Raw genomic sequence first — 22,583 nt, 5'->3', positions numbered from 1 at the left:
CCGGCCCGCACCCGGGCGGCTCATATGTATACCTCGGTCGCCCTGCTGGACAACCGCCCGTCAGACTCTTAGGCTGTAAATCTAGATCTGGACAATCAGTCCATTCGAGTCCCGGGACGGAGCGCCGGTTGTGGAAGGCGTCGTTGGCGGTGCGGACGAGCACCTCATCGGTGAGGCCGAGAAGATCGCTGTCGCCCTTGGGCGGATGTTCCCCGGGCTGTGCGAGGTGGTGCTGCACGATCTGCGGGATCCGCGGCACGCGATCCGGGCGATCGAGAACAACCTCTCGGGCCGTCAGGTCGGGGACTCCGCGACCGAGCTGGGGCTGGCCCGTATCGCCGATCCGGAGTACCCGAGTGTCATCCAGAACTATCCGAACCGGTTCCCCGACGGCCGCCCCGTCAAGAGCACGTCCATCGGTCTCAAGAACGCCGCGGGTGAGTACGTCGCGGCCCTGTGCCTGAACCTGGACGTCTCCGTGCTGTCGCCGGTCACGCTCGCCCTGTCCAACCTGGTCGCCACGGAGACCGAGCACCGCGAGCAGCCCCTGGAGACGCTGCGGGACCGCAACTCGCGCGAACTGCGGCAGACGGTGGAGGAGTTGGCCGCGGAGCGCGCCGCCACGCCCCGGTCGCTGAGCAGACAGGACAAGAAGGCACTAGTACGGCAGCTGCACCAGGACGGGTACTTCGACTCGCGGGACGCCGCGCAGACCATCGCGGATCTGCTGGGTGTGTCCCGGGCGACCGTCTACAACTACAGCAAGTGAAGGACGCCACGCCCTCATGACCGCCGCGACAGCCCGTACTCGGTGTTTCTGCTGTGTGCAGGACCTGTACCTGCGCCTGGCCCTGCTAGAGAAGATGGACATCTCCCCATGAGCCCCACGAGTCCTGGGCGTCTTGTGCACACCCCCGAGAGCGCCACCGCGCGCACCCTGGCCGACCCCGACACTCCGTTCGCCGTCGTCGACGTCCGCAAGGCCGGGCGCAACGTGGAACGGCTGGCGGCCAGGGCCGGCCGGCTCGGTGTCACCCTGCGGCCCCATGTGAAGACGGCCAAGAGCCTCGACGTCGCCGCCCTTCTCCACGATGGCGAGGTGCCGTGCCCGGTCACCGTGTCCACCCTGGCGGAGGCGGAGGCGTTCGCCGACGGCGGTTACACCGACATCACCTACGCCGTCGGTATCGATCCCCACAAACTCCCGCGTGTCGTCGCCCTGTTGCGACGCGGTGTCACCCTGCGCGTCCTGCTGGACAGCGCGGAGCAGGCGGAGTCCGTCGCCGAGGCCTCGCGTCGGGCGGGGCTTGCCGTCCCCACCCAGATCGAGATCGACTGCGACGGCCACCGTGGCGGCCTCAGGCCCGATGCTCCCGGGCTCCCCGAGATCGGCCGCATCCTGCACGAGGCGGGCTGCCTGGACGGCGTGTTGACCCACGCCGGCGAGTCCTACTTCGCCCACACGGCCGAGGAACAGCGCCAGGCCGCGAGGAACGAACGCGACAGTGCCGTCGCCGCGGCCGAGCGGTTGCGCGCGGCGGGCCTGCCGGTGTCCACCGTCAGCGTCGGTTCGACCCCCACCGCCCATGCCGCCGAGGATCTCACCGGGGTCACCGAACTGCGCGCGGGCAACTACGTGTTCTTCGATCTCGTGATGGCCGGCCTCGGTGTCTGCCGCATCGAGGACCTCGCCCTGTCGGTCGTCGTCACCGTCATCGGTCACCGCCCCGAGTTCGGGTGGATCCTCACCGACGGCGGCTGGATGGCCATGTCGCGCGACCGCGGCACCGCCGCCCAGGCCCAGGACCAGGGGTACGGGCTGGTCAGCGACCTCGACGGAAACCTCGTCCCGGACCTGGTGATGACGGCCGCCAGCCAGGAACACGGCACCCTCACCGCCCGCGACGGCGCCCGCCTGCCCGATCTGCCCATCGGCACCCGCCTGCGCATCCTGCCCAACCACGCCTGTGCCACAGCGGCCCAACACCACGGTTACCACGTCGTCGACGGCACGCGGCCGACGGCGGGCGCGCCGGTCGTCCAGGCCTTCTGGAGCCGCGTCAGCGGGTGGTGATCAGCCGGCACGCCGAGGTGCCGCAGCGCGCATGGCCCCGTCGCCCCCCCGCCATCTCCGTCAATTGAGGGGATTTCGCATGGCATTTGGGGGCGCGACGGGTCAAGGTTGCTGGCGAGGGCGGCGGTTGGAGTCGGCGGGCGCGCCGGCCCGGCGGCCACCCTGGCCTTTGGTCGAGCGGACCCGCCATGGCGACACGCCGAGGGGGGTGGCCGGTGTTGCTCCGATGCGCAGGCGTAAAGTGCGGCGTGGGAGGGGAATCACCCTTGTGTAGATTGAGGCTTCTGGTATTAGAGAGGCCGTTTAAGGGGTAACTACCACCACGCGGGGGTGTTCAATCGTGGTGATGATCATGATGTGATCAGGGGGTGCCTGGGACTACGTTGCCGCTGTGATCACCTCTCAACTCCCCGTAACGTCCCCCCCGCTGACCGAGACCTTCGCACTGCGGCATCTGCTCTTCGGTACGCATGCCGAGATCCATGAGCCGTGGCGCCGCCTGTTCAGCTCCGACGTCTTCGCCTACCACGAGGGGCTGACGCATCAGGAGCGCACGGAACTGTCCTATCAACGCCTACGGGTGGTGAACGCGGCGGTGCCCGACCCGCAGGCCCTGGCCCGTGACCCCGTCGCCCTGAGCGCCCTGCACGAATGGGCCGGGGTGGTGGACGCCGGCATGACCACGATCGCCAGCATCCACTACAACCTGTTCCTCGGCAGCCTTCTCGAACACGACCACGAGGGGCGGGACTTGGGGCCGTACCTGCGGATGGAACGCATCGGCACCTTCCTGTGCACCGAGCAGGCGCACGGCAACGACGCCCCCCAGCTGGAGACCACCGCGACCCTGGACCGGGACACGGGTGGTTTCGTGCTCACCACACCGACGCGGGGGGCACGCAAGTGGATGCCCAACACCTCCGTGGCCGGCGGCCCGAAGGACGCCCTGGTCGCCGCCCGTCTGGTGATCGACGGGAAGGATCAGGGCGTCTTTCTCTTCCTGACCTCGCTGACGGACGCCAACGGCCGTCATCTGCCGGGCGTGGAGGTGGAGTTGCTGCCCCAGACGGCCAGCAGCCCGGTCGATCACTGCGCCACCTCCTTCCACGGGGTGCGGCTGCCACGGACGGCCATGCTCCAGGGCGAACACGGCCGGCTGACGGCCGAGGGTGAGCTCGTCTCCTCGCTGGGGAGTCCCCGCAAGCGGTTCCTGCGCTCCATCGGCCGCGTCACCATGGGCAAGCTGTGCATGAGCGCCTACAGCCTCGGGGTGACGCGGCACGCCCTGGCCGTCGCGATACGCCACGCCCACCAGCGGGTCACCACGGGCATGACCAGCGGACAGCGCGTGCCGCTGTTCACCCATCGCACCCACCACGCCCCGCTCGTCGAGGCGCTCGCCACGACCTACGCCGCCACCTTGCTGCAGCGCGGGGTCGTGCGGAGGTGGGCGCAGGCCGCGGAAGGTGAGCGGGAGGAGGCCGAGCGGCTCGTGGCCATCGCCAAGGGCTGGATCACCTGGCAGGCCCGGGCCGTGATGACCGAGTGCCGGGAACGCTGCGGCGCACAGGGCCTGTTGCTCTCCAACGGGATCGCGGGCCAGCTCGCGGCCAACGAGGGCACGATCACCGCGGAGGGCGACAACACCGTCATCTGGGTCAAGGCGGCGGGGGAGATGCTGCTGGGCGGTTTCACCCCGCGCCCCCTCAGCGAGGTGCCACCGGCCACCCGGTCCCTGCACGATCCGGCCCACCTGCACGACCTGATGGGGGACCTGGAGCGAATACGTCACGAGCGGGCCCGTGTGCGACTGCGCGCGAAACGGGTCGGCTCGCCCCTCGACCGCTGGAACGGTGCCTCCGGCGCGGCGCTGTCCCTGGTCGACGCCCATGTCCACCGGCTGGCCGCCGAGGAACTGCTCGCCGCGGCCGCGCAGGCCGCCGACCCGCAGGTGGGCCTCCTGCTGGACCACCTCCACCGGCTGTTCGCCCTGCGTTACGTGGCCGCGCACAGCGGTGAACTGCTCGCTCACGAGCGGATGACCGCCGAGCAGGTCCGATACCTGCCGGAGGTGCTGGAGGCCACCGTCGCGGCGTTGGCGCCGCACGCCCTGACGCTCACCGATGCCTTCGCCGTGCCGGAGGAGATCACGGCGCACCACCCCATGCTGCGATCCGAGGTGGTACCGGCGTGACCCTCTCCGGCACGTCCTGACCCGCGGGCGGATGTCCGGGGCCGCGGAACACTCCGCGGCCCCGGACTCTTCATTAAGCCTTGGCTTATATAAGTGATGGGTGGCATAGTGGGCCGCGTGCACGCGTTCGACGTACTCGGGGATCCGGTCAGGCGCCGGATATTGGAGCTGCTCGCCTCCGGGGAGCAGGCGTCGGGCGAGGTCAGTGCCGTGATCCGGGACGAGTTCGGGATCTCCCAGCCGGCCGTCTCGCAGCATCTGAAGGTGCTGCGGGACAGCGGCTTCGCCTCCGTCCGCGCCGACGGCACCCGGCGGCTGTACGCCGTCGAGACCGCGCCGCTCCGGGAGGTGGACGCCTGGCTGGAGCGCTTCCGGGCCTTCTGGGACCAGCGGCTCGACGCGCTCGGGACGGAGCTCGCGCGGGGAAAGCGCGAGCGCAGGACACAAGGAGAGGTGAGCGAGGATGAGTGAGATCGCCGACGAGATCAACCGTATGCACCGGCGGGTCGGCACCCGGCAGGTCGAGACCGGCGAGGCCCGGACGGTCCTGCTGCGCCGTACGTACGACGCCGAGGTCGCCGACGTATGGGACGCGGTGACCTCCCCCGAACGGATCGCGCGCTGGTTCATGCCGGTCAGCGGCGAGCTCAAGGTCGGCGGCCGCTACCAGCTGGAGGGCAACGCCGGCGGCGAGATCCTCGAGTGCGTGGAACCCGAGCGGCTGCGGGTGAGCTGGCTGTACGGCCCCGACCCCGGCTTCAGCGAGGTCGAAGTGCGCCTCACGCCCGAGAACGGGGAGCGCACGGTCCTCGAACTCGAGCACGTGGCCGTCGTACCGGACGACTTCTGGGACCAGTTCGGGCCCGGTGCCGTCGGAGTCGGCTGGGACCTGGGGCTCTACGGACTCGCCCTGCACCTGGCGGGCGGCGGTATCAGCAAGGAGGAGGCCGCGACCTGGCACACCACGCCCGAGGGCAGTGCGTTCATCACCGGCTCGAGCGAAGGGTGGGGCGAGGCGTACGCCGCCTCCGGCGCCGACCCGGAGACGGCGACGAGGACGACGGCCGCGACGCTCGCCTTCTACACGGGTACGGAGGCCTGACGCCGCGGCCCTCGCTCAGGCGGTGCGCAGGGTGCGGCGCGCGAGCTCGTACGCCGGGAGCATCTCCTCGTGCTCCTCGGTGTCGAGCCCGCCGAGGTGCACGACCACCGGCCCGTCGGCGGTGGTGACGGCGAAGGCGCTCTCCTTCTTCGTCTCCCCCAGGAGCTCGCTGGAGTACAGGTACTCGACCTCCACACCCGAGACACCGCCGGCCGTGAAGGTGCTGTACTTCTCCTTGGTCACCCCGTCCTCGTCCGCGATGAACGCCTCCAGCACGGTCCGTGTGTCGGCGGCACCGGATTTCCCGGCCCATACGCGCAGGAAGCCGATGTTGCCCGCAGGCTTCGCGTCGATCTCGCAGGCCAAGGAGACGGGCCCCTGACTCAGAGGCGCCTCTACGGCCTCCGCCTTCCAGCTCTTGGCGATGTCGAAGGTGACGGGCAGCTCGCACGCCGAACCGGCGGCGCCGATCGTGCCGCCGCTGGTCACGGCGGGGTCGTCCGCACCGGTTGTCTCGACGGTCCCCGACGGGTGCGCGGACGCCTTCGAGTCGTCCCCCTCAGCGGCCTCCGAACAGCCCGTCAGCACACCCGCCAGCAACGCCACATGGGCCATGCCAAGCCATGTCTTCCCCGCCCCGACCAGCATGGCCGTGTCTCCCTCAATTCAGTGGTGGTACTGGAAGGAGTCAGATTAGGTGGCAGGAATAACGAATCGTGCAGCGAGGGGGAAGCGTTGTTGGGCTTCGAGGACTACTGCGAGGCGATCGTCGCCCAGACCGACCTGCTCGCCCGGCACGTCAAGGGCGCGGACCCGACCGCTCCGGTGCCCACCTGCCCCGGCTGGGACCTCGGTCGGCTGCTGCGGCACGTGGGCGGTGACCACCGGTGGGCGGAGGACATCGTGAGGACCCGGGCCACCGAGCCGATCGACGACGGCATGGTCAACGACCCGGCCGCCTACGCCCACCTCGACGACTCCGCGCTCGGCGGCTGGCTCCTCCAGGGCGCCACGCGGCTGGCCGGCACCCTGCGGGCGGCCGGACCCGACGTGCCGGTGTGGACGCCCGCCGACGAGCAGCTGGTCGAGCGGTCCGCGATGTTCTGGGCCCGGCGCATGACGTACGAGACCCTGCTGCACCGCGCCGACGCGGCACTCGTGACCGGCGCGGAGTTCGACGTCGAGGAGTCCCTCGCGGTGGACGCCGTGGAGGAGTGGCTGGAGTTCTCGACCGTCCCCGAGGCCTACGCACCCCTGCCGGGCGTGCCGGAGCTGCTCGGTCCCGGACGTGCCCTGCGCTTCGACGCGGGGTCGGCGGGGGAGTGGCTGCTCGACCTCTCCGGGGAGCGGCCGGTCTGGCGGCGCGGGTCCGGCGAGGCGTCGGTGAGTGTGCGCGGGCCGGTGACGGACCTGCTCCTGTTCCTCTACGCCCGCCCCGCGCCCGGGGTCGACACGCGAGGGGACTCGGACCTGGTGGACCTGTGGCTCGGCCGCACCCGGTTCTGGCTGGAGGCATAGGCGCCCGCGAGCGGGGCCGGTGTGGCCGAAGCCACGTGCCGGGGGAGGCCTGAGCCATGTCTTCCTGGCGGGACCGCGGCTACCGTTTCGCGCAGTCCCCTCTCCCACCAGCATCTCGGGCGGCCCGGCAGTGCAAGCAGATCTCTCCCCGGTCATCGCGGCGACCGCGCACTGGCTGACGCGCGCCTTTCCACCGTCGGGCGGCGCACTGGCCGCCGCGCTGTGCGAGGTGCAGGCGCGGCAGGCCGTGACGGTCGCCGCGTGGCTGCGCTACCCCACGGCGATGGATGCCGCGCTCGTCGGCATGGCGGGCCCGGGAGGCTCCGCCCGCCTCGACTGGGTCACCGGCGCGGACAGTGCCGACGACGACCGGGACGCCGAGGAGCATGCCTGGCGCAGCTGGGTGGACGAGGTCGTGGCCAGCTGGGCGGCTTGTCTGCTCACCGCCCCGGACCTGGCCGAGCTGGCGGTGGCCGAGATAGCGGAGGGCGAGCACACGACGGGCACACCGACCGTGTTCCGCCGCCTGCTCGCCCCCGACGCGACGGACCAGCATGCCGCCGCCCTGCTCCGCCACCCGGACCTGCTCGCGTCGGTGGCCGGGCTGCACCGGGGAGAGCTGCTCAACCGACTGGGGTCGGACGAGGCGCTCGTCGCCTGAGGCGGGCGCCTCGCGGCCCGGAAGGGTGGAGGGTGACGCGTCCTGGCCCCACCCTCCGACCGGGCGAGTGCGTCGGTCGTGCGGACCATTCGCCCGCGCTCCCCGGGCAGACCGTTTCGTGCCGGTGCCTTCTGATGACGTCCGAGGGCTGGGTGTGTTCTGCCGGTGCCCTCTGGCGAGACCGAGGCCAGCCGTGTCCTGCCGGGGCTTCTGGTGATGTCCCGGGGGCTGGCTGTGTTCTGCAGGGGCTTCCGGTGATGTCGGAGGGCTGGGTGTGTTCTGCCGGTGCCCTCTGGCGAGACCGACGTCGGCTGTGTCTGCCGGGGCCTCCGGTGACGTTCGGAGAGCCCCGCTGTGCCTTGCTGGGGCCCTCCGATGAGGCCCGAGGGCCGGCTGTGTCCGGCCGGAGGCCGCTGGTGACGCCGAGCTGCCAGCCGTGTCCTGCCGAAGCCCTTCGGACCGCGTCCCGAATGTCAGCCGTCCGGCATCGCGTCCCGAACCTCAGTCGCCCGGCCGCCCCGTCCCGCCCCTCACTCCTCCTTGCCCCGTCCCGACATGGCGTCCCTCAGCCGGTCGACCAGGCCGGCCCCCGGGGCGAGCAGCTTGTTCGCGGGAGGGGTGTCCGGGGCCGACGGGTGGGGGCGGGTCGGTGCCATCTTCTTGGCGCGGCGCACCTTCTCGCCCAGCTCGTTCAGTTCCTTGTCCGAGCACGCGACACGCAGCTGCGGGAAGAGGGTCTGCTCCTCCTCGGCGATGTGGGAGCGGACCTCGCTCATCAACTCGCCCACGATCCGGTCGAACTCGGGATCGTCCGCCTCGCAGCCCTCCAGGTCCTTCATGAGCCGCTCGGCCTTGGAGTGGTCCTCGATCTCCCGGTCCGCCATGGTGTCCCCGTTGACCAAGTGCTTGCGCACCGCAGGGTAGAGGTACTCCTCCTCCGCGACCGAGTGCCGGACCAGCTCCATGGTGGCCTGATCGGCGTACACCTTCCGGCTCTTCTCACCGGGCGCCAGCGCCTCGATCTTCCCGAACAGCTCCTCGACCTCGCGGTGATCGGTCACCAGCTCGTCGATGACGTTTCCTCCGTGTCCCATGTTCGTTCACCTCCGCCCCTCGGGTGCCCTCGGCCGCATTCCCTATGCCTGGTCAGAGGCTTGTGAGCACCTGGGGGGACAATTGTTTGATCAGCGTGTTGGACCAGCGCATCTGCCGCAGCGTCTGCGGATGACACGCCGCCGCCAGCTCCAGCAGCCGTTCGTCCCGGGTCGCCTGGGCGGCCTGCGCGAGCATCTCCCAGTACAGGGAGTTCTCCGTGGCGGCCAGGTGCAGGGCCCGCAGATCGTGCAGGAGCAGCAGCCCCTCCGGTCCCTCGCCGGACGTGGGTTCGGGAAGCCGCGTGTTGCCGTCGAGATGGGTTCGTGCCGATACCCGCCCGGGCCAGCACCGCGAGCGTGTAGTACTCCTCCAGGAACAGTTGCCCGCTGGTGTAGAAGCCGATCGAGCCGGGCCCGCGCTCGTCGAGCAGCGCACGGGTGCGGGCGGCCACCAGCTCCATCGCGGTGTCCCAGTCCGTCTCCACGAGATGCCCGTCGCGCCGTACGAGCGGCCTGGTCAGCCGGTCCGACGAGGCGTTCGCCTGCCACCCGAACAGGTCCTTGGGCCCGAGCCTGCCCCGGCTGACGCGGTCCGCCGCCCGTCCCCGCACGCCCACCATACGGCCGTCGACGACGGCGATGTCCATGGCGTCCCCGCCCGAGTGCAGGAGCGACGCCGCCCCCACCCACCTCTGCACCGCACCGGGCTCCACGCCCTCCGTGAGATACGAGTCCACCCTGGACGGCCAGGCCTCGTGGCGCCGGTACGGCACCCGGGCACCCCATGGATCTGCGATCCGGTCCGCCTTCATGAAGGCCTCCCCGGCAACGCCGCTGATCGCTCCTGAGTACCCGGAGGCCGCTGCCGGTAACGGTGGGTGTAAGGCGGGCTGCTCGATGGAACCCGCTCCAGGACGCAGGCGTACGACGTTCCCAGGAGGCCGATGTGACCGACGCCGTGGACGAGGTGCTCGCGCGGGTGCGCGGGGAAGTGGCCGCACGGGCGGATCGGCTGTGGGACATGGCGCGGATGCTGCACTCCGACCCGGAGTACGCCTTCGAGGAGCACCGGGCGGCGGCGCTGCTGTGCGGGGAACTCGAATGGGCCGGGTTCAAGGTGCAGCGGGACGTGGCCGGGCTGCCCACCGCGTTCACCGCACGGTCCGGTACGAGGCCCCGGCCCGCGGTGGCCCTGATGCTGGAGTACGACGCCCTGCCCGGTCTCGGCCACGCCTGCGGGCACAATCTGATCGCTGCGGCGGGCCTGGGCGCCGCCCTGGCCGCACGAGCCGTACTCGACCGGGACGCGGGCACCGTGTGGGCCATCGGCACGCCCGCGGAGGAAGGCGGCGGAGGCAAGGTCGCCGAGACCGAGGCCGGGGTGTTCGACGACCTCGACGCGGCGCTGATGTTCCATCCCGGCGTGCACAGCTGGCAATGGGCGCCGCTGACCGCGCAGGCCCAGTACCGGGTCGGGTTCCACGGGCGCTCCGCCCACCCCACGGGCAACCCCACCGAGGGCATCGACGCCCTCGCCGCGCTCATCCAGCTGTTCAACACCCTCGCCGTGATCGGGCGCAGGCTGCCCGAGGGCTCGCATGTGCAGGGCATCGTCACGGACGGCGGCAGGGCGACCAACATCGTCCCCGAGTACGCGGAGGGTCTGTTCGGCCTGCGCGCGGTGACGACGGCCGCTCTGGAGGACCTGGCGGGGGAGCTGCTGACCTGCGCCCAGGGGGTGGCGCGAGCGACGGGGACCACGGTCACCGTGGAACGCGCGACACCGCGGTACGAGCACTTCCGGAACAGCACGGTCCTGTCGGCTCGGTTCGCCCGGCACCTGGCGGCGACGGGCATCTCGGTGACACCGCCGGAACCGGGCGTCTACCTGGGTTCCTCCGATGTCGGGAACGTCAGCGGCCGGGTGCCCGCCATCCATCCGTTCGTGGCGATCATGGAGGAGGACGGCTCCGACCACACACCCGAGTTCGCCGTCGCCGCCGGTTCCGAACGGGGCCGACAGGTGATGCTCGCCGCCGCCGAGGCACTGGCCCGCACCGCGGTGGAGGTCCTGCTCCGCCCTGAGCTGCGGGACGAGGCGTGGGAGGACCACGACCGGGCGTCCGTCCGCACTTGAGACACCGTCAGTCGACGTGGTCAGTCGACGTGGTCAGTCGACGTGGTCAGTCGATGTGGTCAGTCGACGTGCAGGTGGTACACGTTGAAGGCCCGCCGGATCACCGGCTGGGCCACGTTGCGCACCCGCACCCCGCCGGCCGTCATGCCGTGCTCCGTACCGGCGTGGGCGTGTCCGTGCACGCTCAGGTCGGCTCCGGCGGTGTCGATCGCCTCGGCGAGCAGGTAGGTGCCGAGGAACGGATAGATCTCCGGCGGCTCACCGGCGAGGGTGTCGGCGACGGGGGAGAAGTGGGTGAGCGCGACCCGGGCCGCGCAGTCCTGCCGGTCCAGTTCCTCCAGCGCGGTGCGCAGTCCGTCCGCGCAGCGCCGTGAGTACCGTACGAACTCCTTCATCAGCGGCTCGCCGAACTCCCCCGCGCTGCGGCCCACGAACCCGCCGCCGAACCCCTTGGTCCCGGCGACCCCCACGCGCGTGTCGCCGCACTCGACGACCGTCCCCTCGCCCTCCAGCACCCGCACACCGGCGTCCTCCAGGAGCGCAGCGACCTTCTCGGGCTGCTCGTCGTGGTGGTCGTGGTTGCCGAGGACCGCCACGACGGGCACCGCGAGCCCGCGCACCTCCTGGGCCACCACCCGGGCCTCATCCGGCGTGCCGTGGCGGGTGAGGTCGCCGGCCAGCAGCAGCAGGTCGGCGCACTCGGGCAGGGTGTCGAAGGCGGGACGCAGCAGGCCCTGGCTCTCGGGGCCCATGTGGATGTCCCCCACAGCGGCGACGCGGATCACGGCAGCTCCTCCGCATGATCGGGCGTGACGTTCTCCGCCACCACCACATCGGTGTGCACGGCGAGGCCGTCTAGCTCCTCGCGGACGGTCCGCAGCACGGTCTCCCGGCACTGCGCGGAGGGCACAGTGCCGCTGACCACGACCGCCCCGGCCCGCACCTCGGCGCGGACCCCCAGCTCGCCGAGTTCCTCGGCGGCCAGCCGGTCACGCAGGTGGGCGACGCGGTACTCGACGTTCTCCTCGGAGTGTTGCGCCACGGGCTCGCTCATGGCCGTCCCTCCCTCGTCCTCGGCTCGATGACCTCCAGGCGTTCCAGGAAGTAGAAGAACGCGTCCGGCATCGGCGCGTCCCCGCAGTCCCTGCGTACGGCTTCCCAGTCGACCTTCTCCCGCAGTGTGCGGGCGATCGGCAGGACCGCCCCGAAGTCGCAGTGGTGCTCGGAGAAAGCGGACAGCAGGCTGTGCAGCAGGTCGGTCGGGGACAGCACCGGCATGAACACCGAGTCCACCGAGAGTTCGTCGGCCCGTGCCAGCAGTTCGGTGGTGACGGGCTGGTGCGCGAGCTCGAAGATCAGGTCGACCTGCTGGCCCATGCAGTCGGCCTTCAGCAGCCAGTCCTCCGGAGGCGTCCGCACCTCCAGACCCGCCCCGCGGAGGGTCTCGGCCACGGACTGCGCGTCCTCGGGGAGGACGGCGAAATCGACGTCGTGCTGAAGGTTCTGAGCGCCGCCATGGGCGTACACGGCGACGCTGCCCGCGAGCGCGAACGGGTGCCCTTCCCGTTTCAGAATCGCGCCGACCTGCTTGGCCGCCTCCAGGATCGCCTGGTTGCGGTCGACCGGCAGCGTCGAGGCGAGCGCGTCGGCGCTCTCCGTCGCCAGTCGCAGTCCGGCGACGCCCCGGTGGCGGTCGACGTCGTCGTCGGCGTGCTGCGTCATCAGTGCCCCCTTCCTGACCGGCCCGCACCCGAGGGGCCGTGACGGCGAGGCCCGAGTACCCGGGGCACCGCCGTCGACACGGCGGCCTTCGGCCGGTGGATGCGTCGGCCCGCTTGGTCGGCGAGTCCCGGTTCCGGTTACTCGCGGGTCACATCGATCTGTAAGATCCACTTCGACCAACGCAAGCCCTACCTGGGGGAAACAACTCATGACCAAGCGCTTTTCCGCCCTGGCCGTCTCCGCGGCCATCGTCGGAGGTTTCTTCATCACCTCGATGCCCGCTCACGCCGCCACGTCGGCCGACCGGGGCGAGGTATCGATCAAGGCCTCCGTCACCTGCAACACGAGCGAGCTGCGCCAGCAGATCGCCAACCTCAAGACCAAGGCCGCGAAGCTGAAGCAGCTGGGGGAGACCGCGGCGGCCAAGAAGGTGCTCAGCGACGCGGCCGCCCTCCAGAAGAAGCTCGACGCGTGCATCAAGGCTGACGACGACGCGAGCAAGCCGTTCCCCGGATAAGTTTCCGGTTCCGATGTGTGGCGCTGCCCGTCCCGTTACAGGGATGGGCAGCGCCACACGCTTGCCCGGCCCGCTGACGCCGCTACGCCCACTCCGTTACGTCGGGAGCGGCATTTTGTCGGTTCCCCGGCTGGAGGGGGTCGGCTTCCGGGGTTGGACGGGTCGGCCTTCCGGCCGGGGGGCAGGTTGGTTTCCGGCTGGTGGAGGCGCCGGTCTTCGGCCGGGGGCGGGCGGCTTGTGGCTGGTGGAGGCGTCGGTCTTTGGCCGGGGGTCCGTCGGACTCGCGTCAGGGGCAGGTCGGTCTTGGGTCAGGGGTCACCTTGGGTTCCCGCCAAGGGGCGGGTCGCCGGTGGGTGCGTCGGCCTTCCGGCCGGGGCAGGCGGCTTGTAGCTGGTGGGGGCGTCGGTCTTTGGCCGGGGGTCCGTCGGACTCGCGTCAGGGGCAGGTCGGTCTTCGGTCAGGGGTCACCTTGGGTTCCCGCCAAGGGGCGGGTCGCCGGTGGGTGCGTCGGCCTTCCGGCCGGGGCAGGCGGCTTGTAGCTGGTGGGGGCGTCGGTCTTTGGCCGGGGGTCCGTCGGACTCGCGTCAGGGGCAGGTCGGTCTTCGGCCAGGGGTCACCTTGGGCTCCCGCCAAGGGGCAGGTTGGCGTCCGGTCGGTTCGATGCGTTGGCCTTCGGCCGGGGGACACGTCGGACTCCTGCCAGGGGGCACGTCAGCCTCCGGCCGAGGACGCGTCGACTCCGGCCACGCGATACCGCAGGCTTCGGCCGGGCGGGACATCAGCCGGACACCAGTTGATCGGCCCCTGGACATCAGTCCAGCAGCCCCCGGGACCGCAGAAGCGGCAGGACCTGATCCCGTACGGCGGGGGCCAACGTCAGGTCGGGCTCCTGGCCCGTGATCCAGCGCATCGCGGACAGCTCTGCGGCGGGGCGGGGCAGGCCGGTGATCGTGGTGTCGTAGACCGTCATCGTCATCGGGATCCGCTCCAGCGCCGCGAGCGCCCGGACCTCCTGGAGGGGGCTGAAGGCCACGGCGACGACACCGAGCTCCTCCCGCAGCTCGCGCAGAAGTGCCGTCTCCAGGTCCTCGCCCGGATCCGGCTTGCCGCCCGGCAGGTAGAAGACATCGGGCGCCGCGGTCTTGCTGACGACGAGAAGGCGCCCGGATCGGATGATCACGGCCGCGGCCACGACGAGGAAGCCGTCGTCGGACTCGGTGACGTGCTCGCTCATTCCGCGGGCCAGCCGTCCCGCCCCGCCAGATGCAACACCAGGGCGGCGATGTTCCAGGCGTCGTCCTCGCCGCGATGATGGCGTCCTTCGAGCGGCAGCCCGGCAAGACCGAGGGCCTGTGCCATCCCGGGGCGCTTGCGCAGGCCGTGCACCTCGGTGAAGACCGCCTTGGCGTTGGTGTGGCGGCGGCCGAAGGGATACGGCGTCCTCGTGGCCCCGCACTGCCGGGTGAACTGGTGACGGTCGTAGTCGCCCCAACTCGCCCACGGCCGCGCGCCGGAGGCGTGTTCGGCGGCCAGCAGCCGGCACGCCTCCCCGAACGGCAGTCCCCCGTCGACCTCGTCCTGGGTGAGACCGGTCAACTCCGTACAGAAGTCGCTGACTTCGGACCGGGCGGGCCGCACCAGGATCCGGTGCCGTTCGATCCGCTCGGCTGTCGACAGGTCGACGACGGTCAACCCGATCTCGATGATCTCGCTGACCGCGCCCGGGGGAGGGGAGCCGGGCCAGCACGTGGCCTCGACGTCCACGACGTTCAGGAGGCGCTGGGGGCTCTCGTTGTTCATGACGAAAACCGTAGGGGCGCGGTTGTGTGCGAGTCACCTCGTTTTCCCTGCACAGAGGTTCGGGAGGGGGTGGTGGAACCCGGTGCTCCGTATGAGAGTGCTGTGAATTTCCGAGACGCTTGAACACAGGGGGCCCACCGTCCGTATGGGGCGAGGGATTTGCATGCCCGGAGAGCCGACACGCGCAGGAGTACTTCCGTGGGACGCAGCAATCGCAGACGACCGACCGGCGCACGACGTGCGACCTTTGCCGCAGTGGCCCTGATGCTCGGGGGTGGTGGCCTGGTCGCGGTGAATGTGTACGCCTCCGCGACGGAGAGCGGCACGCCACAGCAGACGTCGTGGGGAGCCGTCACGATCGACTGCCCGGACGTCGGCGACACGCTCACCAGCGTGCCCGACGGGTCCAGGGCGGAGGTCGACAAGGAACTCGCCTTCCTGGACCAGCAGATAGCCGAGGCCTATCAGCAACTCCAGGACCCCGCGGTGGAGAACCGCGAGGACGCGCAGAGTCGCATCGTCGACCCGCTCCAGGAGAACCGCGCCGCCACGATCCAGCGCATCGGCGCCGCGCTCGAACGCGCCGGAGAGCAGCCGGACGGCCTCGGCGACATGGCCGGCTGCACCCTTCGCGAGACCGAGAACGAGAACGGCGACGGTCAGGACCAGCAACAGGGCGACGGTCAGGATCAGGGAGACCAGCAGGGCGACGGTCAGAACCAGGACGGCCAGCAGGGCGACGGTCAGCAGGGTGACGGCCAGGACCAGGGCGGTCAGCAGGGCAACGGCGGGCAGGCCGGCAACGGCCCCGTCGCCGCGGACTACGCCGACATCAACAGCGCTCCACCCGCCGCGCAGGCGCCGCAGGCTCAGGGCGACGCCTCCCGTGGGACCTTTGTCACCAGCTGTGGTGTGAACGCGAACGGCCTGTTCAACTCGGACAACGTCATCGTCGCCCCGGGTGTCTCCAACGGTGCCCACCACTTCCACGACTACATCGGCAACCAGTCCAACACCGCCTTCGCGAGCGACCAGGACCTGGCGAACGCCGAGACGAGCTGTGTCGACCAGGGCGACAAGTCCACGTACTACTGGCCCGTGATCCGGCTCCAGAACGGAACGCAGGAACAGGACGCCAACTCGCCCGGCGGCGGCGTCGAGGGCAACGCCGGTGAGATCGTCACCCCCAAGGAAGTGACGCTGACGTTCGTGGGCAACCCCCGCAGCAAGGTCACCGCGATGCCGCGTCTGCTGCGCATCATCACCGGTGACGCCAAGGCGTTCGTCAACGGCAACGCCAACGCCAACGCGTCCTGGAGCTGCACCGGGTTCGAGGACCGGCAGCTGAAGGACAAGTACCCGCTGTGCCCGCAGGGCAGCGACGTGGTGCGCACCTTCAAGTTCCAGAGCTGCTGGGACGGCCGCAACATCGACAGCGCCAACCACCGCACCCACGTGGCGTTCGCCCAGAACGACGGCACCTGCCCGGAGGGCTTCGAGGCCATCCCGCAGCTGGTCCAGCGGATCGTCTACGACGTCGACGCGCCGAGCCTGGGTGACGGCGGCCGCACGACCCCGCTGTTCGCGGTCGACTCCTTCCCGGAGCAGCTGCACAAGCCCGTCACCGACCACGGCGACTTCATCAACGTCTTCGACGAGAACCTGATGAACGAGATGGTCGGCTGCATCAACGACGGCCGTCAGTGTGGCGCGGGCACGGGCCAGGACGACCCGGGCACGGGCAACGGCGACAACGGCGACGGAAACAACGGCGACGGAAACAACGGCGACGGCAACGGCGAGAACGGTGGCGACAACGGCGACGGCTCCGCCCCGGATCCCGGTGCCACTCAGGACCCCGGTAACGGGAACGGCAACGACAACGGCTCCGAGGACAACCCCGGAAACGACGACGAGCCGCAGCAGCAGCCCACGCCGACCACCGAAGCCCCCGCCGGCGACCAGACGACCGCCCCCGCCGCCGACGAGCCGAAGACCTACAGCTCACCCACGGCTCACAGCACCACCGCGCCTTCGCCCGGGGCCGGGAACGGCAACGGCAACGGCAACGGCCAGGCGAACCAGCCCAACCCCCAGGACGACACCGCGACCGACGCCCCCGGAACCGGCACCACCGGAGCCGTCGCCCAGCCCCCGGTCGCCGCGCAGCCCGAGCCTCAGGGCAGCCAGAGCAGTCTCGCCGAGACCGGCACCCAGCTGTGGCCGGCCGCACTGGGGGCGATCCTCCTGATCTCCGGCTTCGTTCTCCTACGACGCACCAGCCGCCGCTCGATGTGACACCGGCCGGCACGCACGAGTAGCAGGGGTGGCTGTCCGCCACGCAGCTCCACCGGCGGACGGCCACCTCTGCGCGTGCTCCACGATCACCCCGCCCTCGAAAATCGACGTGAGCCATTCCTGGTCCGGGAAACCGAATCGGACCGTCCCCCCGGCAGCCGCCCCGGAAAGTGCCGTTGTATAGGCAAACTAAGCTCAACAAGGGCGGCCGCTGATCCCCTCAGGGCGAATTAACGGCACCACTCGGTGCCACCGCCACTGGTCCGTATGCAGCAGCACGGGAAGCAGGAGACCGTGGCTGCCGGTGAGGCTTGACGGGTCATGACGTTCCACCCCCGGGAGCCTCCATGCCTCTACGCCGATCCCGCCTGCGAGCGGCGTCCGCCCTCGCGGCCTGCCTCGCCGCGCTGTCCCCGGCGATGGGCTGTACCGCCGCCGACGCCTCGGGCGGCCAGACGCTTCAGCGTCAGCTCGAGGACTTCGTTCGCCGCCCCGGCGGCCCGCCCGGAGCCATCGCCGTCCTGCGGACCGAGAAGGGGACCCGAATCGTGCGCGCCGGCGTCGCCGACGTCCGCGCGCGCCGCCCGCCCCGCCCCGCCGACCACATGCGCATCGCGAGCACGGCCAAGGCCTTCAGCGGGGCGGTCGCCCTCACCCTGGTCGACCGCCGCGCCCTGCGCCTGGACGACACCCTGGGCAAGCGCCTGCCCCAACTCCCCGACGCCTGGGCATCAGTGACACTCCGTCAACTCCTGAACCACACCAGTGGTCTGCCGGACTACTCCCGGAGCGCCGGGTTCATCGACGAACTACGGGCCGACCCGCGCCACCGCTTCGACTCCCGGCGCCTCCTCGACTACATCGCCGACCAGCCCCTGCTCTTCAAGCCGGGCACGCAGTACCGCTACTCGAACTCGGACAACATCGCCGTAGCACTCATGGCAGAGGCGGTGATCCATACGCCGTACGAGGAACTCCTGCGCAAACGCGTCTACGCGCCGCTGAGTCTGCAATCCACCAGTCTCCCGCAGGGGTACCGGATGCCGAAGCCCTACCTGCACGGCTATGACGTGAGCCCGTCGGCGTCCCCGCAGGACGTCAGCGAGGTCATCGGCATGTCGGGCGTCTGGGCGTCCGGAGGCATCGTCTCCACACCGGACGACATGACCCGCTTCATCCGGGGTTACGCGGGCGGACGGCTCTACGGCAGGAAGGTCGTCGAGCAGCAGCGGCAGTGGGTCAAGGGCGCGTCCGAGCCCGCCGGGCCGGGGCGTAACTCCGCAGGTCTCGCCGTCTTCCGCTACGAGACGCGATGCGGTGTCGTCCTGGGCCACACCGGCAACACCCTCGGTTATACCCAGTTGATCGCGGCCACCCCCGACGGCCGTCGTTCACTGACGTTCTCGATCACCGCCCAGATCACCCAGTCCGCCGACGCGGAAGGGCTGCGGAGAATGCGCGCACTTCAGGAGAACATTGTCTGCGAATTGCTGCGCGGGAAAAACCAATAGCGGTCTCCCGCGGCCACCGGGATTCAACTCACCACGATTTCCCAGGTGTCGACGGCGTAATGCACGGACATTCCGTTGCGTGCGTACAACTCGGGGGCGCCGGTGGCGTTTTCGGTGTCCACTCCGAGGCCCACGGTGTCCCGCCCGCGGGCCGCGAACGCCGCGAAGGCCTGTCGCAGCAGCAGTCCGCCGAGGCCCCGGCCGCGGGCCTCGCGGACGACGCCGAGGCTGCGGATCCACCCCATGGCCTCGCGGTCGTCGCGGGCGATCAGGAAGCCGACGTCCCCGAGGTCCTCGGTGGAGACGAGCCACACCAGGGACCAGTCGAGCCGGTCGGCGTGGATGTCGTGCAGCCACGGCTCGTACTCGCGCGGCTGGAAGTCGAAGTGCTCGGCGAACGTGGCCTGGTAGAGGGCGTGGGTCTGCTTCCGGTCCGCCTCGTCGGCGCAGGCCCGCACCCGCACGCCCGCGGGCGGTTCGGGCGGTAGGTCCTCGCTCCTGCGCAGCGCCCGCTCCAGCACGTGATAGCGCCGTACTACCGACCAGCCTCGCGCCCGTATCAGCGCGAGGTCGGTCGTGGGCTCCGAGTTGAGGTGCAGATGGACCACGGCCTTCGAGGCGCCGTTCGCCCGGGCCCTCTCCAGTGCCCTGGCCTCGATCGCCTCCAGGAGGAGTGCGCCGGCCTGCTGGTGGTCGGGCAGCACATAGTGGTCGGCGTCGATGCGCTCGCCCTGCGAGTCGTCCCAGACCAGGGCGTACGCCACCAGACGGGCTCCGTCGAAGGCCAGCCAGGAGTCGCGGTCGAGGTCGATCTCGGGGTTCCCCAGATCGGACTCCACCGTGTGCAGATCGGTCTCGGGCCGCCCGACCTCGATCCGGTCGATCTCGTTGAGCAACTCGGTGACGGCCGGCGCGTCGGTGGGCGCGGCAGCGCGCAGGAGATAGGGCATGGGGCAAGGGTCCGGGGCGGGCCCGGCGGCCGCAAACGAGTTTTCACCAAGGGGTCGGAGAGTGTTCTCGAAGCCTTGGTAGGCTCCGCCTGTTGATCATGAACGGCACGGTGGGCAGGGCGAGGGCGAGGGCGGGTGGCGGCGACCGCTGACGGTCGCCGATGAGGCCTTTGCGGGATCTTTGTGGAGAGTCGTCAAGTGTGGCGTCTGATACGCCTGTTGACACCGTGACGGCTGATAAGATCATTACACTTTTCAGTAGGCTGATGACGCGTCATACGCGCGTACGGGGACAGCCAAAACGGCCCCATCGTGAAGGAGTGACGGTTGGTCCGCCGGTAAGGCCCGCGCCGCACAGTGGCGGGCATTTCCGGGGCCCATGCATGGTCAGTCTCCCGACGCGAGGCGACTTGAAGAGAGTCTCATGACGTCATTGTTCGAAGATCCACTCCTGTGGGTCCTGCTCGTGGTACTCATCGCTGCGATTTTCGCAGTGATGCGCGCACGGAGAACCAACATCCAGCTCCGCGCGAACAACAACAAACTGCACGGCGACGTGGCGAGGTGTGCGAGGTCAGCTCGCCGAGCTCCAGACGACCTACTCGTCGGTGAGCGCGCGGCACGCCGCGGATCTGGAAGAGGTGCGCAAGGACGCCGAGTCGGCGACGAAGGCGACCCTGAAGTCGGCCGTCGGCACCCTGGCGACCCTGGCCGAGGAGCAGCTGGCCCTGCTCGACGGTCTCCAGCAGAAGTACGGCGACGACCACGCGGTCCTCGGCGACCTGATGCTGGTCGACCACACCGGCAGCCAGTTCAGCCGCCGTACCAAGGGCATCTCGGTGCTCTGCGGCGGGTGGCTCGGCCGACGCGACCGGGACGCCTCGGTGTACGACGTCGCCCGCAGCGCCCAGGGGCGGATCCGCGACTTCGAGCGGGTCAAGGTCCACTCGCAGGCCAACGTCGCGATCACCAGCCGCGCGGTCGAACCGGTCGCCATGGTCCTGGCCGAACTGCTGGACAACGCCACCAAGTACAGCGCCCCCGGCACCCCCGTCGAGATCAACATCCAGGCCGTCCCCACCGGGATATGCCTGATCGTCGACGACGCCGGTCTCGGGATGGACCAGGAGACCAAGGCCCGCGCCGCGTCCCTGCTGACCACCGGCGGAGCCGTGGACATCACCAGTCTCGGCGACCCGCCCAAGTTCGGCTTCGCCCTCTCCGGGAAGCTCGCCGCCCACTACGGGTTCCACGTCTCCGTCGACGCGGTCTCCCCCTACGGCGGTGTCCGTGCCGTGATCCGGGTGCCCGAGAATCTCCTGACGGCGGACGTGCCCGCACCCGCACCCGTCGAACTCGACGACCACGAGGGCGAGCCCATCGCGGCCAAGCCCACCCCCGTCGCCTCCCTCGTCGTCGGTCAGACCGCCGGAGGCCTCCCCAAGCGCCGCCGGCGGCGCAACGGCTCCGTCTCCGTGGTGGCCTCGCCCGGCGCGGACGTACCCGACCTGGACGCGGCAGGCGAAGAGACCGCCTCGCGGCTCAAGGCATTCGCTCGCGGAACCCTGCTCGGGCGGGACTCGGACAACACGGAAGGACCTCAGAACCAGTGAATCCCGATCTGTCGTGGGTGCTGAACGACGTGCTCGAGGTGCGCGGAGCCCGCCACGCCATCCTCGTCTCGGCGGACGGCCTGCTGATGCAGCGGTCCGACGGCATCGTCCGTGACGACGCGGAACGCAACGCCGCCGCGATGAGCTCCCTGCAGTCCCTGTGCCGCAGCGTCGCCCCCTTCGTCGGCGGCGGCAAGGGCCTCTGGAAGCAGACACTGATCGAGTTCGACGGCGGATGGATCTTCCTCATCGCCGGGGGCAGCGGCTCCTACCTCGCCGTCTCGACCGCTCTGGACGTCGACATGGAGGCCATGTCGATCCGGATGCAGAAGACGGTGGGCGCGCTGACCAAGGCGATGAGCGCCATTCCGCGCCAGAACACCGGCGTAGACGCATGACCTGGCCTGGCGAGGACGCTCCGGTAACCAGCGACTTCGTCCGCTCCTACGTCATCACCGGTGGCCGTCGTCTCCCCTCCGACGACGACCTGGCCCTGCACACTCTGGTGTGCCTGGCCCCAGACCGGAAGCTGCCGCTCGGGGCCGGACCCGAGGTGCGGGCGATCTGGGAGCTCTGTTCGGGCGGCTACCTGTCGGTCGCCGAAGTCGCCGGTCATCTGGGACTGCCGGTCGGCGTGGCCCGACTGCTGCTGTCCGATTTATTCGAACAGGGGCACCTTCTGCGTCGCGCTGAACCGGCCCCCGCCCAGCACGTTCCCCGAGCGATACTCGAGAAGGTTCTGCATGGACTCGAAACCCTCAACATCGGCTGACCCCGGGGCGAACGGCTCCATCTACGTCTCCGCCGACGTGACCACCGCCGCGAAGATCCTGGTGGTCGGACACTTCGCCGTGGGCAAGACGACCTTCATCGGGTCTCTTTCGGAGATCACTCCGCTGCGCACCGAGGAGAAGATGACGCAGGCGTCCATGCACGTCGACGACCTGCGCGGGGCGCCGGAGAAGGCGACCACCACCGTGGCGCTTGACTTCGGCCGGCTGACCCTGAGCGAGGAGCTGGTGCTGTACCTGTTCGGCACCCCCGGACAGCAGCGCTTCATGCAGCTGTGGGAGGACATGGCCCGCGGTGCGCTCGGCGCCCTGCTCCTGGTCGACCCCTCACGCCTGGAGGAGACCTTCCCGGTCATCGACCTGATCGACGAGTACGGCCTCGAGTACGCGATCGCCGTCAACACCTTCTCGCAGACCAGCCACTTCGAGGAGGACGAGATCCGCGAAGCCCTCGACCTGCTTCCGGACACTCCCGTCATCTACTGCGACGCCCGCGACCAGCGCTCCTCCGCCCGCGCCCTGATCGCCCTCGTGCGTCACCTCCTCGACCGCGCCGCCTGAACCACCACCCCCCGCCCGGACCGCACGGTCCGGGCCACCA

The 22,583-nt window shown here is 70.3% G+C and carries 23 protein-coding genes and 2 pseudogenes; 15 read left to right on the top strand and 10 right to left on the bottom strand.

Annotated elements, in window-relative coordinates:
- Window positions 1-130: 130 nt before the first annotated feature.
- The 5 genes from M2157_RS05700 to M2157_RS05680 all read left to right on the top strand — a co-directional run bounded on the left by M2157_RS05700 (window position 131) and on the right by M2157_RS05680 (window position 5,370).
- Window positions 131-769: a PAS domain-containing protein gene (locus M2157_RS05700; protein WP_280860700.1), complete on the top strand. Its 639-nt coding sequence runs from the start codon at window positions 131-133 to the stop codon at window positions 767-769.
- Between the two features lie 108 nt (window positions 770-877).
- On the top strand, window positions 878-2,074 hold the full coding sequence (locus M2157_RS05695) for a DSD1 family PLP-dependent enzyme (RefSeq protein ID WP_280864629.1): 1,197 nt from the start codon (window positions 878-880) through the stop codon (window positions 2,072-2,074).
- A gap of 391 nt (window positions 2,075-2,465) precedes the next feature.
- Window positions 2,466-4,268: an acyl-CoA dehydrogenase gene (locus M2157_RS05690; protein ID WP_280864628.1), complete on the top strand. Its 1,803-nt coding sequence runs from the start codon at window positions 2,466-2,468 to the stop codon at window positions 4,266-4,268.
- A 108-nt stretch (window positions 4,269-4,376) separates the two neighbouring features.
- A complete protein-coding gene (locus M2157_RS05685) occupies window positions 4,377-4,739 on the top strand; it encodes a metalloregulator ArsR/SmtB family transcription factor (RefSeq protein ID WP_280863702.1) in 363 nt (120 codons plus the stop codon).
- Window positions 4,732-5,370, top strand: coding sequence for an SRPBCC family protein (locus tag M2157_RS05680; RefSeq protein ID WP_280864627.1), 639 nt, complete (start codon window positions 4,732-4,734; stop codon window positions 5,368-5,370). Before M2157_RS05685 ends, M2157_RS05680 begins: the two co-directional genes overlap by 8 nt.
- Before the next feature lie 15 nt (window positions 5,371-5,385).
- On the opposite strand, the gene M2157_RS05675 is transcribed toward M2157_RS05680, so the two are convergent.
- Window positions 5,386-6,018 carry a lipoprotein gene (locus M2157_RS05675; protein WP_280860693.1) on the bottom strand — a complete coding sequence of 211 codons (633 nt, stop codon included), beginning with the start codon at window positions 6,016-6,018 and terminating at the stop codon, window positions 5,386-5,388.
- Between the two features lie 87 nt (window positions 6,019-6,105).
- Here M2157_RS05675 and M2157_RS05670 point away from each other — a divergent pair, with 87 nt between their 5' ends.
- Window positions 6,106-6,888, top strand: coding sequence for a maleylpyruvate isomerase family mycothiol-dependent enzyme (locus M2157_RS05670; protein ID WP_280864626.1), 783 nt, complete (start codon window positions 6,106-6,108; stop codon window positions 6,886-6,888).
- Between the two features lie 130 nt (window positions 6,889-7,018).
- A complete protein-coding gene (locus M2157_RS05665; protein WP_280864625.1) occupies window positions 7,019-7,549 on the top strand; it encodes a hypothetical protein in 531 nt (176 codons plus the stop codon).
- Window positions 7,550-8,079: 530 nt separating this feature from the next.
- Here M2157_RS05665 and M2157_RS05660 read toward each other — a convergent pair.
- From M2157_RS05660 to M2157_RS05650, 3 genes and pseudogenes are all read right to left on the bottom strand, one after another.
- Window positions 8,080-8,643 (bottom strand): hemerythrin domain-containing protein, encoded by a 564-nt coding sequence (locus M2157_RS05660; protein WP_280864624.1) that lies wholly within the window; start codon window positions 8,641-8,643, stop codon window positions 8,080-8,082.
- Window positions 8,644-8,695: 52 nt separating this feature from the next.
- Window positions 8,696-8,908 (bottom strand): annotated as a pseudogene (locus tag M2157_RS05655) (hypothetical protein); the annotation flags it as partial.
- A gap of 30 nt (window positions 8,909-8,938) precedes the next feature.
- Window positions 8,939-9,455 (bottom strand): annotated as a pseudogene (locus tag M2157_RS05650) (molybdopterin-dependent oxidoreductase); the annotation flags it as partial.
- A gap of 134 nt (window positions 9,456-9,589) precedes the next feature.
- Between M2157_RS05650 and M2157_RS05645 the strand changes: the two are divergent.
- Window positions 9,590-10,780: an amidohydrolase gene (locus M2157_RS05645; RefSeq protein ID WP_280864623.1), complete on the top strand. Its 1,191-nt coding sequence runs from the start codon at window positions 9,590-9,592 to the stop codon at window positions 10,778-10,780.
- Window positions 10,781-10,839: 59 nt separating this feature from the next.
- Here M2157_RS05645 and M2157_RS05640 read toward each other — a convergent pair whose 3' ends face one another.
- Genes M2157_RS05640 through M2157_RS05630 form a run of 3 tightly spaced genes read right to left on the bottom strand, consistent with a single transcriptional unit; the run spans window position 10,840 to window position 12,502 of the window.
- Entirely contained in the window at window positions 10,840-11,565 is a 726-nt protein-coding gene (locus tag M2157_RS05640) for a metallophosphoesterase (RefSeq protein WP_280860687.1), read from the bottom strand.
- Window positions 11,562-11,834 carry a BON domain-containing protein gene (locus M2157_RS05635; protein WP_280860686.1) on the bottom strand — a complete coding sequence of 91 codons (273 nt, stop codon included), beginning with the start codon at window positions 11,832-11,834 and terminating at the stop codon, window positions 11,562-11,564. Before M2157_RS05635 ends, M2157_RS05640 begins: the two co-directional genes overlap by 4 nt.
- Window positions 11,831-12,502: a nucleotidyltransferase family protein gene (locus M2157_RS05630; RefSeq protein ID WP_280860685.1), complete on the bottom strand. Its 672-nt coding sequence runs from the start codon at window positions 12,500-12,502 to the stop codon at window positions 11,831-11,833. Before M2157_RS05630 ends, M2157_RS05635 begins: the two co-directional genes overlap by 4 nt.
- A 208-nt stretch (window positions 12,503-12,710) precedes the next feature.
- On the opposite strand from M2157_RS05630, the gene M2157_RS05625 reads away from it, so the two are divergent.
- On the top strand, window positions 12,711-13,019 hold the full coding sequence (locus tag M2157_RS05625) for a hypothetical protein (RefSeq protein ID WP_280860684.1): 309 nt from the start codon (window positions 12,711-12,713) through the stop codon (window positions 13,017-13,019).
- Window positions 13,020-13,830: 811 nt separating this feature from the next.
- Here the strand turns inward: M2157_RS05625 and M2157_RS05620 are convergent.
- Together M2157_RS05620 and M2157_RS05615 are read right to left on the bottom strand one after the other, a co-directional pair.
- Window positions 13,831-14,253 carry an NUDIX domain-containing protein gene (locus tag M2157_RS05620; RefSeq protein ID WP_280864622.1) on the bottom strand — a complete coding sequence of 141 codons (423 nt, stop codon included), beginning with the start codon at window positions 14,251-14,253 and terminating at the stop codon, window positions 13,831-13,833.
- Window positions 14,250-14,819, bottom strand: coding sequence for a 3'-5' exonuclease (locus tag M2157_RS05615; protein ID WP_280864621.1), 570 nt, complete (start codon window positions 14,817-14,819; stop codon window positions 14,250-14,252). The genes M2157_RS05620 and M2157_RS05615 overlap by 4 nt, the downstream gene beginning before the upstream one ends.
- Before the next feature lie 264 nt (window positions 14,820-15,083).
- Between M2157_RS05615 and M2157_RS05610 the strand changes: the two genes are divergently transcribed.
- Window positions 15,084-17,117 (top strand): DUF1996 domain-containing protein, encoded by a 2,034-nt coding sequence (locus tag M2157_RS05610; RefSeq protein WP_280868168.1) that lies wholly within the window; start codon window positions 15,084-15,086, stop codon window positions 17,115-17,117.
- 347 nt (window positions 17,118-17,464) lie between these two features.
- On the top strand, window positions 17,465-18,628 hold the full coding sequence (locus M2157_RS05605) for a serine hydrolase domain-containing protein (protein WP_280860682.1): 1,164 nt from the start codon (window positions 17,465-17,467) through the stop codon (window positions 18,626-18,628).
- A 23-nt stretch (window positions 18,629-18,651) separates the two neighbouring features.
- Here M2157_RS05605 and M2157_RS05600 read toward each other — a convergent pair whose 3' ends face one another.
- A complete protein-coding gene (locus tag M2157_RS05600; RefSeq protein ID WP_280860681.1) occupies window positions 18,652-19,578 on the bottom strand; it encodes a GNAT family N-acetyltransferase in 927 nt (308 codons plus the stop codon).
- Between the two features lie 566 nt (window positions 19,579-20,144).
- On the opposite strand from M2157_RS05600, the gene M2157_RS05595 reads away from it, so the two are divergent.
- The 4 genes from M2157_RS05595 to M2157_RS05580 are packed head-to-tail and all read left to right on the top strand — an operon-like array spanning window position 20,145 to window position 22,543.
- On the top strand, window positions 20,145-21,191 hold the full coding sequence (locus tag M2157_RS05595) for an ATP-binding protein (protein WP_348541780.1): 1,047 nt from the start codon (window positions 20,145-20,147) through the stop codon (window positions 21,189-21,191).
- A complete protein-coding gene (locus M2157_RS05590; RefSeq protein ID WP_057613125.1) occupies window positions 21,188-21,589 on the top strand; it encodes a roadblock/LC7 domain-containing protein in 402 nt (133 codons plus the stop codon). Before M2157_RS05595 ends, M2157_RS05590 begins: the two co-directional genes overlap by 4 nt.
- Window positions 21,586-21,963 carry a DUF742 domain-containing protein gene (locus M2157_RS05585; RefSeq protein WP_280860679.1) on the top strand — a complete coding sequence of 126 codons (378 nt, stop codon included), beginning with the start codon at window positions 21,586-21,588 and terminating at the stop codon, window positions 21,961-21,963. Before M2157_RS05590 ends, M2157_RS05585 begins: the two co-directional genes overlap by 4 nt.
- A complete protein-coding gene (locus M2157_RS05580; RefSeq protein WP_057613126.1) occupies window positions 21,935-22,543 on the top strand; it encodes an ATP/GTP-binding protein in 609 nt (202 codons plus the stop codon). The genes M2157_RS05585 and M2157_RS05580 overlap by 29 nt, the downstream gene beginning before the upstream one ends.
- Window positions 22,544-22,583 lie beyond the last annotated feature (40 nt).

This window comes from Streptomyces sp. SAI-127 (assembly GCF_029894425.1).
GTDB lineage: Bacteria > Actinomycetota > Actinomycetes > Streptomycetales > Streptomycetaceae > Streptomyces.
This window is presented reverse-complemented; position numbering and strand designations above follow the sequence as displayed.

Excerpts from the sequence above, each read along its gene's own strand:
- M2157_RS05695 (WP_280864629.1), top strand. The coding sequence starts at position 878 with ATGAGCCCCACGAGTCCTGGGCGTCTTGTGCACACCCCCGAGAGCGCC.
- M2157_RS05680 (WP_280864627.1), top strand. The coding sequence starts at position 4,732 with ATGAGTGAGATCGCCGACGAGATCAACCGTATGCACCGGCGGGTCGGC.
- M2157_RS05675 (WP_280860693.1), bottom strand. The coding sequence starts at position 6,018 with ATGCTGGTCGGGGCGGGGAAGACATGGCTTGGCATGGCCCATGTGGCG.
- M2157_RS05660 (WP_280864624.1), bottom strand. The coding sequence starts at position 8,643 with ATGGGACACGGAGGAAACGTCATCGACGAGCTGGTGACCGATCACCGC.
- M2157_RS05635 (WP_280860686.1), bottom strand. The coding sequence starts at position 11,834 with ATGAGCGAGCCCGTGGCGCAACACTCCGAGGAGAACGTCGAGTACCGC.
- M2157_RS05630 (WP_280860685.1), bottom strand. The coding sequence starts at position 12,502 with ATGACGCAGCACGCCGACGACGACGTCGACCGCCACCGGGGCGTCGCC.
- M2157_RS05625 (WP_280860684.1), top strand. The coding sequence starts at position 12,711 with ATGACCAAGCGCTTTTCCGCCCTGGCCGTCTCCGCGGCCATCGTCGGA.
- M2157_RS05620 (WP_280864622.1), bottom strand. The coding sequence starts at position 14,253 with ATGAGCGAGCACGTCACCGAGTCCGACGACGGCTTCCTCGTCGTGGCC.
- M2157_RS05615 (WP_280864621.1), bottom strand. The coding sequence starts at position 14,819 with ATGAACAACGAGAGCCCCCAGCGCCTCCTGAACGTCGTGGACGTCGAG.
- M2157_RS05610 (WP_280868168.1), top strand. The coding sequence starts at position 15,084 with ATGCTCGGGGGTGGTGGCCTGGTCGCGGTGAATGTGTACGCCTCCGCG.
- M2157_RS05605 (WP_280860682.1), top strand. The coding sequence starts at position 17,465 with ATGCCTCTACGCCGATCCCGCCTGCGAGCGGCGTCCGCCCTCGCGGCC.
- M2157_RS05600 (WP_280860681.1), bottom strand. The coding sequence starts at position 19,578 with ATGCCCTATCTCCTGCGCGCTGCCGCGCCCACCGACGCGCCGGCCGTC.
- M2157_RS05585 (WP_280860679.1), top strand. The coding sequence starts at position 21,586 with ATGACCTGGCCTGGCGAGGACGCTCCGGTAACCAGCGACTTCGTCCGC.
- M2157_RS05580 (WP_057613126.1), top strand. The coding sequence starts at position 21,935 with ATGGACTCGAAACCCTCAACATCGGCTGACCCCGGGGCGAACGGCTCC.